The organism is Neotamlana sargassicola (assembly GCF_020523965.1).
GTDB classification, from domain to species: Bacteria; Bacteroidota; Bacteroidia; order Flavobacteriales; family Flavobacteriaceae; genus Neotamlana; species Neotamlana sargassicola.
This window is the reverse complement of sequence record NZ_JAJAPX010000003.1, coordinates 397,845-414,759: the sequence shown is the minus strand read 5'-3', so window position 1 is coordinate 414,759 and position 16,915 is coordinate 397,845. Positions and strand designations below refer to the sequence as shown.

Genomic DNA, 16,915 nt, shown 5'->3' with positions numbered 1-16,915 from the left:
TCTTAAACTAAATTTTTTAAAATAGTTTTTATTTCTTCGGTAGTAGATTCAGTATTTAAATTGATTAAATTTAAAAATTTTTCATAATCAAAATGTTCACTCGTGTTTTTTACAATAAAAATATCAGGATGATTTGAAGCGATAAGTTCCTCAGAATTACTAGTCATTTCTTCGTGCAGTTTTTCTCCAGGACGTAAACCAGTAAATATTATTGGGTAATTTTCTTTTCTTTTTTCTAAAAAAAGCATGCGTTTAGCTAAATCGATAATTTTTATAGGTTCGCCCATTTTAAAAGTAAAGGTATTACTAACATTTTCGGTTTCGGCAATGTGTAAAATAAGTTGACAAGCCTTGTTTTTTGCTATAAAATACCGTGAAATTTCTTTGCTAGTAATTGTAATAGGTGAGTTATAATCTAATTGTTTTTTTAAAACAGGAACAACCGATCCGTTTGAGCCTAAAACATTTCCGAAGCGCGTTATGAAAAAGGCAACTTTATTTTCTTTCGAAACGAATTTTAAATATTGCTCTGCAATCAATTTAGTTAAACCCATTACGCTAATTGGGTTAACGGCTTTGTCGGTTGAGATGAATACGAATTTTTTAACCTTGAATTTAATTGAAAAGTCGGTTAATAATTTTGTGCCAAAAATATTAAGTTTAACAGCTTCAATAGGATTACTTTCCATAAGTGGCACATGCTTATAAGCGGCTGCATGAAAAATTAGTGTAGGTTTATATTTTTTAAATACGATTTCAAGGGACGTTTTATCGGTAATATTTAAAATAACAAAATCTACATTTTTATTGTTTTCTTTTTCTAATACTTTAATTAGGTTATAAAGAGGAGATTCAGCAATGTCAACAAGAATTAGTTTTTTAAAAGATGAATTTATTAGTTGTTTTGCTAATTCGCTTCCAATGGATCCTGCAGCTCCTGTAATTAATATGGTATCGTTGGAAAAATTATGTTGAATAATATTTTCTTTTGTTGTATTTGAAAACACATCAGAATTTAGCAATAAGTCATCAATACGATTTGAGGTAATACTATCCATAAAATGTTATGCTAATTTTTTTAGAATGCCTTAATAGCAGGCATTGCAAAGTAATCATTTAAGTTTATTACTCAAAAAATGCTAAAAATAGTTTTAATTATAATTTTAATATCTAAAGCTAAACTTTGCGAATTAATATATGTTTTATTTAGTTTAATTTTATCTGGTAAAATGGTATTTAAATAAACATTTTCGGGGTTTTGCGTGTTTTTTAGTAATTCATCTTCATTTTTATATTTTAAAGAAGCTAAACCTGTAAGGCCGGGTTTTACATTTAAAACCTCGAGATATTCAGGTTTATATTTACTTACGAAATATGGTATTTCTGGTCGTGGACCAACAAAACTCATATCGCCTTTTATAATATTGACTAACTGCGGAAGTTCGTCAAGTTTTAATTTTCGTAAATAAAATCCCATTTTAGTAATTCTTTCATCATCATTTCCCAAAGTTAAATTTGAAGACGTTTTAGAATTAGTAAACATGGTTCGATACTTATAAAGTACAAAATTCTTACTGTTTTTACCAACACGAATTTGCTTAAAAAAAACGGAACCTTTAGAATCTAGTTTAATAAAAATGGCAAGTAGAATAAAGAGTGGAAATAGTATTAAAAGTCCTGTTATTGAAAAAAAAACATCAAAACAGCGTTTTACCATTACTTTAAAATTTTCAAATAAGTTACGGTTGCAATGCTATCGCAATTTTCTATGGTTATTGCAACATTTTTATCATCTATAATGTTTTCTAAATAATAAAAAGCACAAGGTTCTTTTCGTGTTTCGCTTTTTGAAAAATTTATGTTTCCGTGTTTAATTGCAGCATTTAGTTTTGCAGTATCTATGGCGTTTTGTTTTAAAACCAAATGGGTGTTGTGTGAATACACTAGTTTTTTTGAATTAATATTTTTTATAACTCTTGCTTCCGGCCCATAACTACACGATGTTTTTTTACCACTTAAAAAAAAGGCTAAAACAATTAATCCTATTGAAAAACCGCCGAGATAATATCCGAGTCTATGAATAAATTTCATTTAAAATATAAATTGAAAAAAATCGGATTTAAAAAATGAGCAAATTAATATCACTACAATCTAAATCGAACCAATCTGCCACCGATTTATTAGTTAAAATTCCGTGGTAAAAGTACAACCCATTTTTTAAACCTCTATCAAAACGAAGAGAATTTTCTAAGCCTCCGTCTTCGCCAATTTTTAATAAATAAGGAGTAAAAATATTACTAATTGATATTGAGGAAGTTCTTGGATATCGTGCCGGAATATTTGGAACACAATAATGCACTACACCATGACGCATAAAAGTAGGTTCGTCATGGTTAGTAACTTCGCTGGTTTCAAAACAACCACCCATATCTATGCTTACATCAATTACAATACTCCCTTTTTTCATGGATTGCACCATGCTATCTGTTACCAAAATAGGAGAGCGGTTAGTACCCCGAACTGCACCAATAACAACATCACATCTTTTTAATGCTTTTGCTAAATTTTTAGGCTGTATGGTTGAAGTAAAAATAGGTCGCCCTAAATGCGCTTGAAGCCTTCTAAGTTTGGTTAACGAATTATCGAAAACTTTTACGTTGGCACCCAAACCCAAGGCACTTCTAGCAGCAAATTCACCAACCGTTCCGCCGCCTAAAACAACAACTTGTATTGGTGGTACGCCACTTATATTACCAAACATAAGCCCATTTCCGTTTTTTGTGTTTGATAATAACTCGGAAGCAATGAGTACAGATGCGGTTCCAGCAATTTCACTTAACGATCGAACGGCAGGATAATTACCGTCGTCATCTCTAATAAATTCAAAAGCTAAAGCAGTTGCTCTTTTAGCAGCAAGAGCTTCAAAATATTTTTTAGATTGTGTTTTTATTTGCAACGCAGAAATTAATATGGTTTGCGGATTTATTAATTTAATTTGCTCTAATGTTAAAGGCTCAACCTTTAAAATCATTGGGCATGAAAATACTTTTGCCGTATCATTGGTTACTTCCGCTCCAGCTTCACTATAATCTTTATCGCTAAAATTGGCATTTTCACCAGCACCAGCTTCAATTAAAACACGATGCCCGTTACTAACTAACGCGTAAACGGCATCTGGAGTTAAACAAACACGTTTTTCTTGAAACGCGGTAGCTTTGGGAATTCCTATAAATAAATCTCCTTTTTTCTTAAAAACTTCTAGTTTTTCTTCTTGCGGAATAAGCTGTTGCTTGGTAAAAGGCGATAAGGATTCTGGCATAATAATTTTATTAATAAAAAATTAAATTACAAATATTTTTTTAAATGATGCTTTTTCACAGGAATAAATTAATAAACAAATAATATTACATGTTGTTACCAAACACTTACGGGTTTTGTTTCAAATTAAAATATTATATGATGACTTTATGTTAAAATAAATTATGACATTATTCAGAAAAAGAGCTATTAACATTTTATAATAAAACACAGCTTATCGTAGTTTTTTTCTGTATAGACACTGTGGGTTTTCCGTAAAAATATAATTTATAAAATATAGCGTTAATAACAGTGAAAATTTATTTAATTTAGTCTAGAATTAACCTAAATAGGTTATTTTTTCTATACATTTTTAAATATTTCGATGGCTCAAAAATTAACAAACTTCATTTTTTTATTATGTTCAATTTTAAGTTTTTCGCAAGAATTTAGTCTTTCAGGGTTCATTAAAGACGAAAATAAGTTTCCAATTGCATATGCTAATGTTGTTCTTTTAAATGCAGAAACCAATAAATCTGAAAAAGGAACCATAAGTAGTGAATCTGGTGATTTTTTTATTGAAAAAATTGCACCTGGCAATTATGTATTAAAAATAAGCTACCTAGGTTTTGAAGAATATACTAAGGACTTGGTAATTTCTGAAAGTGTAAATTTAAAAACCATTATTTTAATAGAGAATATTGAAGTTCTTGAAGGGGTAACAGTTGTAAGTAAACGGCCAACTATTACACGAACAGTAGATAGGTTAATATTTAACGTTGAGAATTCGACTTTGTCGAATCACAACGTTTTTGATGTTTTAAAACAAACGCCAGGTGTATGGGTTAACGACGATCGCATAACAATTAAAAATGCAACACCTGTTGTTTATATTAACGACAGACGAGTTTATTTGTCTGATAGTGAAATAATTCAACTACTTGAGGGAACTTCAGCAACCATTGTAAAATCTATAGAAGTTATTACAAACCCTCCGGCAAAATATGATGCGCAAGGAAGTTCGGTGTTAAATATTGTAGTAAGTAAAAACTTAATTGCAGGATATCACGGCAATGTTTTTGGTAATTTTATGCAAGGTTTTAAATATCCTAAGATATCTTATGGTACAAGTCAGTTTTTCAAAACAAAAAAACTAAATGCTTATTTAAATATTAGCGATAGCCCAAGGAAAGATTATCGCAATCAAAATCAATCTGATAATTTTTTACTGAATAATAATCTTGAAACAAGTTGGAAAACAGATTACAATCGTGTTCGCCAAAGTGCTTTAAAAACAATAAATAGTAATATTGATTATGATATAAATGAAAAAAGTAATATTGGTTTAACGGCAAATATTCTTTATCAGCCACGAAAAACGGGGCAATTGGATATAAATTCTTCAACCGAAGTTTTTAATAGTAACATGGAACTAGATTCTATTTTTAACACCTTTAATAATTCAGTAAATGAAAAAACTAATTTAGGACTTACTTTAAACTATTCAAGAAAATTAAAAAGAGAAGGAGAGAAGTTAACGGCTAACATACATCATACCTATTACGATTATGCAGATTTTCAAGATGTTACAACCGGATATTTTTTTCCAGACGAAAGCATAGCTTTTAGAAATAATCGATTTCAAACATATTCCGATCAAATTACTAAAATTTTTACAGGACAATTTGACTACGAATTACCGCTAGACCACGGGAGTTTTGAGACTGGTGCAAAAGTTGCTTATATAAATTCTGAAAGTGAGTTAAATCAATTTTTTTTCGAAAATGATGAAGCACAACTAGATGCTAATAATTCCGATGTGTTTTTATATGATGAATTTAATTATGCAGCTTATGTTAGTTGGTCTAGAGATTGGACAAATTGGAATTTAAAACTAGGACTGCGAACAGAATATACAGACCTTACAGGTAAATCTATAGCGAATAACGAAATTAATGATAATGATTATTTAAGATTATTTCCTTCATTTTATGTATTACATAGTTTAAATGATAATAACCAATTGTATTTTAGTTACAATAAAAGAATTTACCGACCTAATTATAATCAATTAAACCCGTTTCGTTTATATTTAACAGATAATAGCTATTCAGTTGGTAATCCTAATTTAAGAATAGAAATTGATGATTCGTTTATTTTGGGTTATACCTTAAAAAACACCTATACTTTTGAATTATATTATAGATTTGAAAATAATCCAATTTTCGAGTTAAGATTACAAGATGTTGAGAACAACCAAATAGAAAATATTTACTCAAATATAGATTATGGTGTTTCTTATGGATTAGACTTTACAACTTACACCAGTATTACTAATAATTGGGATTTATATTGCTTATCATCACTTTTTAATTACAAAACAAACTACAGATATTTAAATAGTGATGATGTTATTGAAAGTAGCAAATGGGGACTATATTTTGTTGTTGCTAATTATTTTTCATTTTTAAAAGATAAAAGCTTAACACTAGATGTTATGTACAGTTACATACCTAGTATTATAGATGGAGTATCGGAGGTAAGTGATCGCGCTGGGTTAGATATTAGTTTAAGAAAAACTTTTTTAGATAATAAAGCTTCTTTAAGTCTGGGTGTTACAGATATTTTTAATACTCAAAATTTCACGCAAACCACAAAATTTTTAGATCAAGATACTTATCTAGATTCAACAATGGAAAACAGAATGTTTGTTTTAGGTTTTAATTATAAGTTTGGTAATTATAAATTAAAAACCAACAAAAAGGAGATGAATTTAAAAGAAAGAGATCGCTTAGGAATTAATCAAAAGTAATCTTTTACTTTGCCCCAGAAATTTTTTGGGCGAAGTTTTAGTTCTTCCTCAAGTTCTTCCATAGATTTATTAGCTTGTGAAATACTGTTTAAAATTTTTGCTCTAATTAAATAAATAGAAGGGATTACAATGGCCATTATTGGAACCATATAGATCAATTGAAATTTGTCTAATTCTTGATCTTGAAAAAATAAATCAAAAATTTGATAAATATACATGGCAATTGGAACAAGTAAAGTATGGTACCACCAATGCCTATTCGTAAAAAACCAGATTAAAATTAATAATAAAGGGATAGATTTTCCTGAAAAAATCCACATAACCAAATTAGCATTTTGCCAACTTTTACTGTCATATGTAAAAAATAAAGTGTCCCAAACTTGCGTTTTTGGGACACTTAAATGTATTGAAAATAAATAGGGGGTAATAGCAATAATTGTAGCAATTATTGACCCTTTTATTATAGCGTTTTTGCTATAAGCTTCTTGGAACTGGGAACGGTTTTCTTTCAATCTTTGCTGTTTGTTCTGCATTGGTGTTGTACTGGTTAGCAGCTTGAGCTAAAAATAACATTCCTCCGAAAATTGCGATTGCAACTAAATACTTTTTTGTTTTCATTTTTATAAGGGATTAAATTAATTATATCCCAAACTTAAAGCATCATGTTTGTTTAAATTGACTGAAAAAGTTAAAGAAATGTTAAAAACCGTGGTTTGTAATAAAATTCTGTGTGGCTTTCCCGTAAAATTTAATTTTTCGCTTGTTTTAATGTTATTTTTTACTCATAAGCAAACTGTTAATTAGTTAAGTTTAGTATTCTGTTTAGCTCTTGGTCTAGATTAATTTCGACTTTATCACAATCTTTAAATAACAACGGCTCAATTATTTCAGGCCATTCAATTAAAATCCAATTGTTTGTACTTAAATAATCTTCTATTCCAAAATTATACAATTCTTCTTCATCTTTGATTCTATATAAATCAAAGTGATAAATTTTATCGTTTTTTATTTGGTATTCGTTTACAATAGAAAATGTTGGGCTGCTAACTTCGTCTTCGCTTCCGAGTATTTCAACTAGTTTTTTTATTAAAGTGGTTTTGCCTACACCCATATTACCATAAAACAATATGGTTTTTGTATTAAAGTTATCTACAAGTTTTATAGCAACTTGTTCAATATCATTTAGTTTGTATTGTAATTCCAAATCTTTAATAAATTATCTTAAACAATATTAGCCAAATAATTTTGAATTTCCTAAAAAGCTACGCGTTTTAACGGATTTTTTTACTTTTAGTGGATTATTTGGGCGAAAACGTAACAAACGGAATAATCATTTCTTCTAGTGAAACACCTCCATGTTGGTAAGTGTTTCTGTAATAACTAACGTAATGATTATAATTATTTGGGTAAGCAAAAAACAAGTCGTTTTTCGCGAATATAAAAGAGCTGCTCATATTAATTGAAGGTAAAAATACTTCATTTGGATTTTTAGCAACCAAAACATCCTTGTTGTCGTAGGTTAAACTGCGCCCTGTTTTATATCGCAAATTTAAACTGGTATCTTTATCTCCTATAACTTTAGATGGATTTTTAACATTAATAGTACCATGGTCTGTGGTTAAAATTAATTTAAAACCCATACGTTGGGCTTGCTGAATCATTTCTAATAAAGGCGAATTTTTAAACCAACTTAATGTTAACGATCGGTAGGCCTTATCGTTAGAGGCTAATTCTTTTACAACTTCCATTTCCGTTTTAGAGTGGGAGAGCATGTCTACAAAATTGTACACCACTACTGTTAAGTCGTTGTTTTTTAGAGATTTAAAATTTTCTGCAAGTTTCTTTCCTGTTTTTAAATTGGTTATTTTATGATATTCGTAATTTAAATGAGTTAAACCAAGACGTTTTATTTGTGTATCTAAAAAATCGGCTTCATGTAAATTTTTACCACCTTCATCTACGTCGTTTTTCCAGAACTGCGGATATAATTTTTCCATTTCGCTGGGCATTAATCCAGAAAAAATGGCATTTCTAGCGTATTGAGTAGCGGTTGGAAGAATACTAAAAAAGGCATCTTCTTTATCTTTTTTAAAGTAATTATTAATTATGGGCTCAAAAACTTTCCATTGGTCGTAACGTAAATTATCAATAACCAATAATAAAGTTGGTTGGTCCTTTCCAATTTCAGGGACTACCTTTTCTTTAAATAAAGTGTGCGACATAATAGGAGCATCGGTATTTGGTTTAAACCAATTGGAATAATTCTTGTCTATAAATTTTCCAAATTGAGAGTTTGCTTCAACTTTTTGAGATTCTAAAATCTCAAACATACTCGCATCTTCAATATCTTCTAATTGTATTTCCCAGTAAATTAACTTTTGATATAAACTTACCCAATCTTCATAACTATTAACCATAGTCAAATCCATAGCTATTTTTCTAAATTCCTGTTGGTAATTTGAGGTGGTTTTTTCGTTTACTAACCTTGAATGGTCTAAATTCTTTTTTAAGCTTAAAAGAATTTGGTTTGGGTTTACAGGTTTAATTAGGTAATCGGCAATTTTATTTCCAATAGCCTCTTCCATTATATATTCTTCTTCACTTTTGGTAATCATTACCACCGGTAGCGTGTCTTTTTTTTCTTTAATTTCATTAAGGGTTTCTAAGCCCGTTAAACCCGGCATGTTTTCATCTAAAAAAACAATATCAAAATTATCTTCTTCTAAAGCATCAATGGCTTCGGTGCCACTTTTGCATGTGCTTACTTTGTAATTTTTTTTCTCCAGAAATAAAATGTGAGGTTTCAGTAAATCTATTTCATCATCAACCCAAAGTATATTTATCATAATGTTTAGTCTTTTATTGTATGCCCTTGCGAGCACTATTATTATATTTGTAAATATTTAAAAAAATAAGAAGTTTGAATAAACTCAAAATATTAAACGATCCAATTTACGGATTTATTACGATTCCCAATTCGCTAATTTTCGATTTAATTCAACATAAATATTTTCAGCGATTACGACGAATTACTCAAATGGGTATGTCGTATTTGGTGTATCCCGGTGCGCACCACACACGTTTTCATCATGCAATTGGTTGCATGCATTTAATGCAGAAAGCTGTGAATGTGCTTCGTTTTAAGGGTGTTAACATTTCAGAAGATGAAGAAACGGCCTTGTATTGTGCTATTTTGTTACACGATATTGGGCATGGACCATTTTCGCATGCTATGGAGCATAGTATTGTAAGCGATGTGTCTCATGAAGAGATTTCTCTCATTTTTATGCAACGTTTAAATGAAGAATTTAACGGAAGTTTAACGCTAGCTATCGAGATTTTTAAAGGTGATTATCATCGCAAATTTCTTTGTCAGTTAATTTCGGGGCAAATAGATATGGATCGTGCAGATTATTTAAAGCGCGATAGTTTTTATACCGGAGTAGCAGAAGGTAATATAAATAGTGAACGATTAATTACAATGTTGAATGTAATTGATGATAATTTGGTTGTTGAAGAAAAAGGTATTTATAGTATTGAAAAGTTTATTATAGCAAGGCGTTTAATGTATTGGCAGGTTTACTTGCATAAAACAAGTTTAGTTGCCGAACAACTATTAATTAGAGTTTTAAAGCGCGCTAAAGAATTAAATAAAGATGGGGTCATTATAAAAGCCAGCGAACCATTTTTGTATTTTTTAAATAATAAAATTACTCTTAATAACTTTAATAACGAAATTATTGAGATTTTTTCGAAGTTAGACGATTATGATATTATTTCAGCTATGAAACAATGGCAAGATCATCCAGATTTTGTGCTACGTTCGTTATGTAATATGATTATTAATAGAGACTTATTAAAAATAAAAGTGAAAAAGAAGCCTATTAAAGAGGCGATTTTAGAAAAACATAAAAACGAAATAATTAACACCTATAATATTACAGAAAAAGAAGCCGAATATTTTGTGTTTTCAGGAAGCATGTCTAATCAAGCATATCAATTAAACACTAAGGGAATTAATATTTTACATAAGTCTGGAAAAATTGAAGATATAGTAAAAGCCTCCGATCAACTAAACCTTAAAGCACTCTCAAAACCAGTTACAAAATATTATATATGCTACCCCAAGCAAAAACTTTAGTACATTTTTTATATTTTTGCGTGAATTAAATAAGAACTAACTTAATTATTTGTGAAATTTACTGCACAACAAATAGCAAGCATTTTAGAAGGAGATGTTGTTGGAAATCCAGATATTGAAGTATTTAAACTTTCTAAAATTGAAGAGGGGCAGGCGGGAGCTTTAACTTTTTTGGCAAATCCAAAATATACATCCTATATATATTCAACAAAGGCATCAATAACTATTGTAAATAAAACTTTCGAACCAGAAAATCCTGTAGAAACAACACTTATTAAGGTTGATGATGCTTATAAGTCGTTTTCAAAATTACTGGAATATTACAATCAAGTTAAAATGAATAAAACGGGTATTGAAAACCCATCATTTATTTCAGAATCTGCTTCATATGGAGAAAACATATATTTAGGTGCTTTTTCTTATGTTGGAGATAATGTAGTTATTGGAGATAATGTGAAAATTTTTCCAAATGCTTATTTAGGAGATAATGTAAAAATAGGTGATAATGTGGTAGTTTTTGCGGGTGCAAAAGTTTATTCAGATTGTATTATTGGTAACAATTGTGTTATTAATTCGGGTGCAATAATTGGTGCAGATGGCTTTGGTTTTGCGCCAAATGAAGAAGGCGAATACATTAAAGTGCCACAAACAGGAAATGTTATTTTAGAAGATAATGTTGATATTGGCGCAGGTACAACTATAGATAGGGCAACTTTAGGCTCAACCATTATTCGTAAGGGTGTAAAACTTGATAATCAAATACAAATAGCACACAATGTCGAAATTGGTAAAAACACTGTAATAGCAGCACAAACAGGTGTTGCAGGATCAACAAAAATTGGAGAGAATTGTATTATTGGTGGTCAAGTTGGTATTGTTGGTCATATTGCTATTGGTAATAATGTAAAAATACAAGCGCAATCGGGTATTGGAAGAAATATAAAAGACAACGAAGTATTGCAAGGTTCGCCAGCTTTAGGTTATGGCGATTATAATAAATCTTATGTTTATTTTAAAAACCTACCCAAAATTGTTAAAAATATTAATGAAATCGAAAAAAAACTAGATGGGAATAATTAACACTGAAATAAAGCAAAAAACTATTAAAAAAGCGGTTACTTTAACCGGTGTTGGTTTACATACAGGTAAAAATGTTACCTTAACTTTTAAACCTGCTGCAGGTAACTCCGGATTGGCTTTTAAACGCGTGGATTTAGAAGGTGAACCAGTTATTGAAGCTGACGCTAATTATGTTACTAGTACGCAACGTGGCACATGTTTAGAAAAAAACGGTGTGTCCATACAAACTTCAGAACATGTTTTAGCTGCCTTAGTTGGTTTGGATGTAGATAACGTTTTAATTGAGTTAGATGCTTCTGAGCCTCCTATTATGGACGGGTCTTCAAAGTTTTTTGTTGAAGCTATTGAAAAAGCTGAAATTGTAGAACTTGAAGAAACTCGTGAAGAATTTGAAATCACAGACGTTATTTCTTATACAGATGAAGAAAGCGGTAGCGAAATTTTAGTAATGCCTGCAAAAGAATACCAAATAACTACAATGGTAGATTTTGGTACTAAAGTTTTGGGTACGCAAAACGCAACCTTAAATCAAATTTCAGATTTTAAAGATCAAATATCGAATTCTAGAACATTTAGTTTTTTACATGAAATTGAAATGCTTCTTGAAAACGGATTAATAAAAGGAGGCGATTTAAACAACGCTATAGTTTATGTGGATAAACCCTTATCTGAAGAAACTATGGCTAAATTAAAAGAAGCCTTTAATAAAGATAGTATTGCTGTAAAACCAAACGGCATTCTAGATAATTTAACCTTACATCATCCAAACGAAGCTGCAAGACATAAATTACTAGATGTTTTAGGAGATTTAGCTTTAATTGGTACTCGAATTCGAGGTAAAGTTATAGCAAATAAACCAGGGCATTATATAAATACACAATTTGCAAAAAAACTTGCTAAACTTATAAAAAATGAGCGTCGTAATAACGTGCCAAATATTGATTTGAATCAGCCTCCATTAATGGATGTTACTCAAATTATGGCCATGTTACCACATAGGCAACCATTTTTACTAATAGATAAAGTTTTTGAGCTTGAAGAAAACTACGTTACGGCTACAAAAAATGTAACCATGAACGAAGAGTTTTTTAAAGGCCATTTCCCAGGAGCTCCTGTAATGCCTGGAGTGCTAATTGTTGAAGCCATGGCGCAAACTGGCGGTATTTTAGTGTTAAACACAGTGCCGGATCCAGAAAATTATCTAACATTTTTCATGAAAATGGATAACGTTAAATTCAAACAAAAAGTAATGCCTGGCGATACTTTAATTTTTAAATGCTCGTTAATTACACCAATACGTCGCGGTATTTGCCATATGCAAGGTTATGCTTATGCTAATGGAAAACTTTGTGCTGAAGCCGAGTTAATGGCTCAAATTTCTAAAGTAAAATAATATTTGCTTTTTTATTAAAATTTAATTTTCAAAAATGAATCAACCTTTAGCGTATGTGCACCCGGGTGCAAAAATTGCAAAAAATGTAGTTATAGAGCCTTTTGCTACAATACACAACAATGTTATTATAGGTGAAGGTACCTGGATTGGGAGCAACGTTACCATAATGGAAGGTGCTAGAATAGGTAAAAATTGTAACATATTTCCTGGAGCAGTAATTTCGGCAGTTCCACAGGATTTAAAATACAATGATGAAGACACAACAGTTGAAATAGGCAACAATGTTACTATTCGTGAATGTGTTACTATTAACCGTGGTACGGCAGATAAAATGAAAACCGTAGTTGGTGATAATTGTTTAATTATGGCCTATTGCCATATTGCTCACGATTGCATTGTTGGTAATAATTGTATTTTTTCAAATAACAGTACTTTAGCTGGACACATTACCATCGGCGATTATGTGGTTTTAGCGGGTATGACGGCCGTTCATCAATTTGTATCTGTTGGTAATCATGCTTTTGTAACAGGAGGGTCTTTAGTACGAAAAGATGTGCCACCATTTGTAAAAGCTGCTCGAGAACCACTTTCGTATGTTGGAATAAATTCAGTCGGTTTACGTCGTCGTGGATTTTCAACCGAAAAAATAAGAGAAATTCAAAATATATACAGAATCCTGTATCAAAAAAATTATAATAATACTCAAGCTTCAGAAATTATTGAAGCTGAAATGGAAGCTACTCCAGAACGCGATGAAATTCTTCAATTTATAAAAGATTCACAACGCGGAATTATGAAAGGGTATTTCAAATCAAATTAAAATAAGTAATTTAATATATAAAAATGGCAACAACTAGTGACATTAGAAACGGATTATGCATTCGCTATAACAATGATATTTATAAAGTAGTAGAGTTTTTACACGTAAAACCAGGAAAAGGACCTGCGTTTGTAAGAACTAAACTTAAAAGTGTAACTAACGGAAAGGTTATAGATAATACGTTTTCTGCAGGTCATAAATTAGATGATGTTCGCGTAGAAACACATAAATTTCAATATTTATACAATGATGGTGAATATTTTCATTTTATGAATGAAGCCGATTACACTCAAATTCAATTAACAGAATCTGCTCTAGACAGGTCTGATTTAATGAAAGAAGGCGAAATTGTTACCATTCAAATTAATTCGGAAGATAACATGCCACTTTCTGTAGATATGCCGGCTACTGTTATTTTAGAAGTTACACATACCGAACCTGGAGTAAAAGGAAATACCGCTACAAATGCTACAAAACCAGCTACTGTAGAAACTGGTGCAGAAGTAAACGTGCCGCTTTTTATAAATGAAGGTGATAAAATTAAGGTGGAAACCGAAAAAGGTACTTACAAAGAACGCGTTAAAGAATAACGATTGAAGTTTCCTAAGCCACATACTTTAAAACAAATTTCAGAATTAATTAATTGTGAATTTGTAGGTGCAGATGACTTTCAGGTGTTAGGCATGAACGAAATTCATGTTGTAGAACCTGGAGATATTGTTTTTGTAGATCATCCTAAATATTACGATAAAGCATTAAACTCCGCGGCAACTATCATTTTAATTAATAAAAAAGTAGATTGCCCAGAAGGAAAAGCATTATTAGTTAGCGACGATCCTTTTAGAGACTTCAATAAGTTAAGTCTTCATTTTAAACCATTCAAAGCTTCAAATGTTTCAATTTCTGAAACAGCAACTATTGGCAAAAACACCATAATTCAGCCTAATACATTTATAGGAAATAATGTGGTTATTGGTGATAATTGTACCATTCATTCTAATGTAAGTATATACGACGATGCTGTTATTGGTAATAATGTTACCATTCATTCAGGAACCATTATTGGAGCCAATGCCTTTTATTACAAAAAGCGTCCTGAAGGCTTCGATAGATTAATTTCTTGCGGAAGAGTTGTTATTGAAGATTTTGTAGATATTGGTGCATCATGCACTATAGATAGAGGTGTTACTGGGGATACAACAATTAAAGAAGGTACTAAAATAGATAATTTGGTACAAATTGGACATGATACCGTAATTGGTAAAAAGTGTTTAATTGCGTCCCATGTTGGTATTGCCGGCTGTGTAGTTGTAGAAGATGAAGTAACACTTTGGGGGCAAGTTGGCACTACAAGTGGTATAACAATAGGTAAAGGAGCCGTTGTTCAAGGGCAGTCTGGAGTAACAAAATCAATTGAAGGTAATAAAACATATTGGGGAACACCAATACAGGAAGTGCGTTTAAAATTAAAGGAAATGGCTTTAATTAAACAATTGCCAAAATTAATTGAAGCTTTAAAGAAAAATAACTAAAAGTAATTCAGTTTTTGCTTTAAAAATTTAATTCAAAAAATTACTTTTGTTTTCAACATAATTAAATAAACGAAAATATAAACAAATGAGCGTTTTAGTAAACAAAGATTCGAAAATAATAGTTCAAGGTTTTACAGGAAGTGAAGGAACTTTTCACGCTGGTCAAATGATTGAATACGGAACTAATGTTGTTGGTGGTGTTACACCAGGAAAAGGTGGGCAAACTCACCTAGATAAGCCAGTTTTTAATACAGTAGCAGAAGCTGTAGAACAAGTTGGTGCAGATACAACGCTTATTTTCGTGCCGCCTGCATTTGCTGCAGATGCTATTATGGAAGCTGCTGACGCTGGTATAAAAGTAATTATAGCTATTACCGAAGGTATTCCTGTTGCAGATATGATAACTGCTTCAAACTATATAAAAGATAAAGATTGTCGTTTAATCGGTCCTAACTGTCCAGGTGTTATTACTCCAGGAGAAGCAAAAGTTGGTATTATGCCTGGTTTTGTATTTAAAAAAGGTAAAGTTGGTATCGTTTCTAAATCTGGTACATTAACTTACGAAGCTGCAGACCAAGTTGTAAAACAAGGTTTAGGAATTACAACAGCTATTGGAATTGGTGGAGATCCAATTATTGGAACAACTACTAAAGAAGCTGTTGAGTTATTAATTAACGATCCAGAAACAGAAGCAGTAGTAATGATTGGTGAAATTGGTGGTCAATTAGAAGCCGATGCTGCTAAATGGTACAAAGAAAGCGGTAGTAAAAAACCTGTAATTGGTTTTATTGCTGGTGAAACAGCTCCTGCTGGTCGTACAATGGGGCACGCTGGTGCAATTGTAGGCGGTAGCGATGATACAGCTCAAGCTAAAAAAGCAATTATGAGAGAATGTGGTATTCACGTAGTAGATTCTCCGGCTAAAATAGGTGTAAAAGTTGCCGAAGTTTTAGGATAAAAACACATTAAAAATATAATAAAACCTTGCAAAATGTTGTAAGGTTTTTTTATTTGATAACATTTGTATTTCTTATCTTTGATTTAATAAAGAATAACGAACTAACTAGAATTTTATAAATGAAATTATTAGAAGGAAAAACAGCTATTATTACTGGAGCTAGCCGTGGTATTGGCAAAGGAATTGCTCAGGAATTTGCTAAACAAGGTGCGAATGTAGCATTTACATATAGTTCTTCTGTTGAAGCAGCTAACGAACTTGAAAAAGAATTAAACGCCTTAGGTGTAAAAGCTAAAGGTTACCAAAGTAATGCTGCAAGTTTTGATGAAGCACAAGAATTAGCTTCCGATGTTGCCAAAGAGTTTGGTAGCATAGATGTATTAATTAATAATGCTGGAATTACAAAAGATAATTTATTAATGCGTATAACCGAAGATGATTTCGATAAAGTTATTGAAGTAAATCTTAAGTCAGTTTTTAACATGACCAAAGCGGTACAACGTACCATGTTAAAGCAACGCAAAGGTTCTATTATTAACATGAGTTCTGTGGTTGGTGTAAAAGGAAATGCTGGACAAACCAATTATGCTGCTAGTAAAGCTGGAATTATTGGTTTTTCTAAATCTGTTGCTTTAGAGTTAGGTTCTCGTAATATTAGAAGTAACGTAGTTGCTCCTGGTTTTATTGAAACAGAAATGACTGCAAAATTAGATGAGGAAGTTGTAAAAGGATGGCGTGCAGGAATTCCTTTAAAACGTGGAGGAACTCCAGAAGATGTTGCTAATGTTTGTGTATTTTTGGCTAGCGACATGAGTGCTTATGTTACAGGACAAACATTAAATGTAGACGGCGGTATGCTAACCTAATAGCAATTAATGCAAA

The 16,915-nt window shown here is 31.0% G+C and carries 16 protein-coding genes; 9 read left to right on the top strand and 7 right to left on the bottom strand.

Annotated features, from left to right (window positions below):
• Positions 1-2: 2 nt before the first annotated feature.
• The 4 genes from LG651_RS09760 to LG651_RS09745 all read right to left on the bottom strand — a co-directional run bounded on the left by LG651_RS09760 (position 3) and on the right by LG651_RS09745 (position 3,319).
• Positions 3-1,058 carry an SDR family NAD(P)-dependent oxidoreductase gene (locus tag LG651_RS09760; RefSeq protein WP_226695942.1) on the bottom strand — a complete coding sequence of 352 codons (1,056 nt, stop codon included), beginning with the start codon at positions 1,056-1,058 and terminating at the stop codon, positions 3-5.
• A gap of 71 nt (positions 1,059-1,129) precedes the next feature.
• Positions 1,130-1,717, bottom strand: coding sequence for a sugar transferase (locus tag LG651_RS09755; RefSeq protein WP_226695941.1), 588 nt, complete (start codon positions 1,715-1,717; stop codon positions 1,130-1,132).
• Positions 1,717-2,091 carry a hypothetical protein gene (locus LG651_RS09750; RefSeq protein ID WP_226695940.1) on the bottom strand — a complete coding sequence of 125 codons (375 nt, stop codon included), beginning with the start codon at positions 2,089-2,091 and terminating at the stop codon, positions 1,717-1,719. The genes LG651_RS09755 and LG651_RS09750 overlap by 1 nt, the downstream gene beginning before the upstream one ends.
• 28 nt (positions 2,092-2,119) lie before the next feature.
• The gene (locus LG651_RS09745) at positions 2,120-3,319 is read right to left on the bottom strand and encodes an alanine dehydrogenase (RefSeq protein WP_226695939.1); all 1,200 of its coding nucleotides are present in this window, start codon (positions 3,317-3,319) and stop codon (positions 2,120-2,122) included.
• 363 nt (positions 3,320-3,682) lie between these two features.
• Here LG651_RS09745 and LG651_RS09740 point away from each other — a divergent pair, with 363 nt between their 5' ends.
• Positions 3,683-6,109, top strand: a complete 2,427-nt coding sequence (locus tag LG651_RS09740; protein WP_226695938.1) for a TonB-dependent receptor domain-containing protein — start codon at positions 3,683-3,685, stop codon at positions 6,107-6,109.
• On the opposite strand, the gene LG651_RS09735 is transcribed toward LG651_RS09740, so the two are convergent.
• From LG651_RS09735 to porX, 3 genes are all read right to left on the bottom strand, one after another.
• The gene (locus LG651_RS09735) at positions 6,100-6,642 is read right to left on the bottom strand and encodes a hypothetical protein (RefSeq protein ID WP_226695937.1); all 543 of its coding nucleotides are present in this window, start codon (positions 6,640-6,642) and stop codon (positions 6,100-6,102) included. The genes LG651_RS09740 and LG651_RS09735 overlap by 10 nt on opposite strands.
• Before the next feature lie 263 nt (positions 6,643-6,905).
• Positions 6,906-7,313 carry a tRNA (adenosine(37)-N6)-threonylcarbamoyltransferase complex ATPase subunit type 1 TsaE gene (gene tsaE, locus LG651_RS09730; RefSeq protein WP_226695936.1) on the bottom strand — a complete coding sequence of 136 codons (408 nt, stop codon included), beginning with the start codon at positions 7,311-7,313 and terminating at the stop codon, positions 6,906-6,908.
• A gap of 94 nt (positions 7,314-7,407) precedes the next feature.
• Entirely contained in the window at positions 7,408-8,955 is a 1,548-nt protein-coding gene (porX, locus tag LG651_RS09725; RefSeq protein WP_226695935.1) for a T9SS response regulator signal transducer PorX, read from the bottom strand.
• A gap of 65 nt (positions 8,956-9,020) precedes the next feature.
• Here porX and LG651_RS09720 point away from each other — a divergent pair, with 65 nt between their 5' ends.
• The 8 genes from LG651_RS09720 (at position 9,021) to fabG (ending at position 16,899) form a co-directional block, all read left to right on the top strand.
• The gene (locus LG651_RS09720) at positions 9,021-10,250 is read left to right on the top strand and encodes an HD domain-containing protein (protein ID WP_226696046.1); all 1,230 of its coding nucleotides are present in this window, start codon (positions 9,021-9,023) and stop codon (positions 10,248-10,250) included.
• Between the two features lie 51 nt (positions 10,251-10,301).
• Positions 10,302-11,330, top strand: a complete 1,029-nt coding sequence (lpxD, locus tag LG651_RS09715; RefSeq protein ID WP_226695934.1) for a UDP-3-O-(3-hydroxymyristoyl)glucosamine N-acyltransferase — start codon at positions 10,302-10,304, stop codon at positions 11,328-11,330.
• Positions 11,317-12,723 carry a bifunctional UDP-3-O-[3-hydroxymyristoyl] N-acetylglucosamine deacetylase/3-hydroxyacyl-ACP dehydratase gene (locus LG651_RS09710; protein ID WP_226695933.1) on the top strand — a complete coding sequence of 469 codons (1,407 nt, stop codon included), beginning with the start codon at positions 11,317-11,319 and terminating at the stop codon, positions 12,721-12,723. The genes lpxD and LG651_RS09710 overlap by 14 nt, the downstream gene beginning before the upstream one ends.
• Before the next feature lie 34 nt (positions 12,724-12,757).
• Entirely contained in the window at positions 12,758-13,543 is a 786-nt protein-coding gene (lpxA, locus tag LG651_RS09705) for an acyl-ACP--UDP-N-acetylglucosamine O-acyltransferase (protein ID WP_226695932.1), read from the top strand.
• Positions 13,544-13,566: 23 nt separating this feature from the next.
• On the top strand, positions 13,567-14,133 hold the full coding sequence (efp, locus tag LG651_RS09700) for an elongation factor P (protein ID WP_044626170.1): 567 nt from the start codon (positions 13,567-13,569) through the stop codon (positions 14,131-14,133).
• Positions 14,134-14,136: 3 nt separating this feature from the next.
• A complete protein-coding gene (locus LG651_RS09695) occupies positions 14,137-15,075 on the top strand; it encodes a UDP-3-O-(3-hydroxymyristoyl)glucosamine N-acyltransferase (protein ID WP_226695931.1) in 939 nt (312 codons plus the stop codon).
• Positions 15,076-15,160: 85 nt separating this feature from the next.
• Entirely contained in the window at positions 15,161-16,033 is an 873-nt protein-coding gene (sucD, locus tag LG651_RS09690; RefSeq protein ID WP_226695930.1) for a succinate--CoA ligase subunit alpha, read from the top strand.
• 119 nt (positions 16,034-16,152) lie between these two features.
• Positions 16,153-16,899, top strand: coding sequence for a 3-oxoacyl-[acyl-carrier-protein] reductase (gene fabG / locus LG651_RS09685; RefSeq protein WP_226695929.1), 747 nt, complete (start codon positions 16,153-16,155; stop codon positions 16,897-16,899).
• The last annotated feature ends 16 nt before the right edge of the window (positions 16,900-16,915 follow it).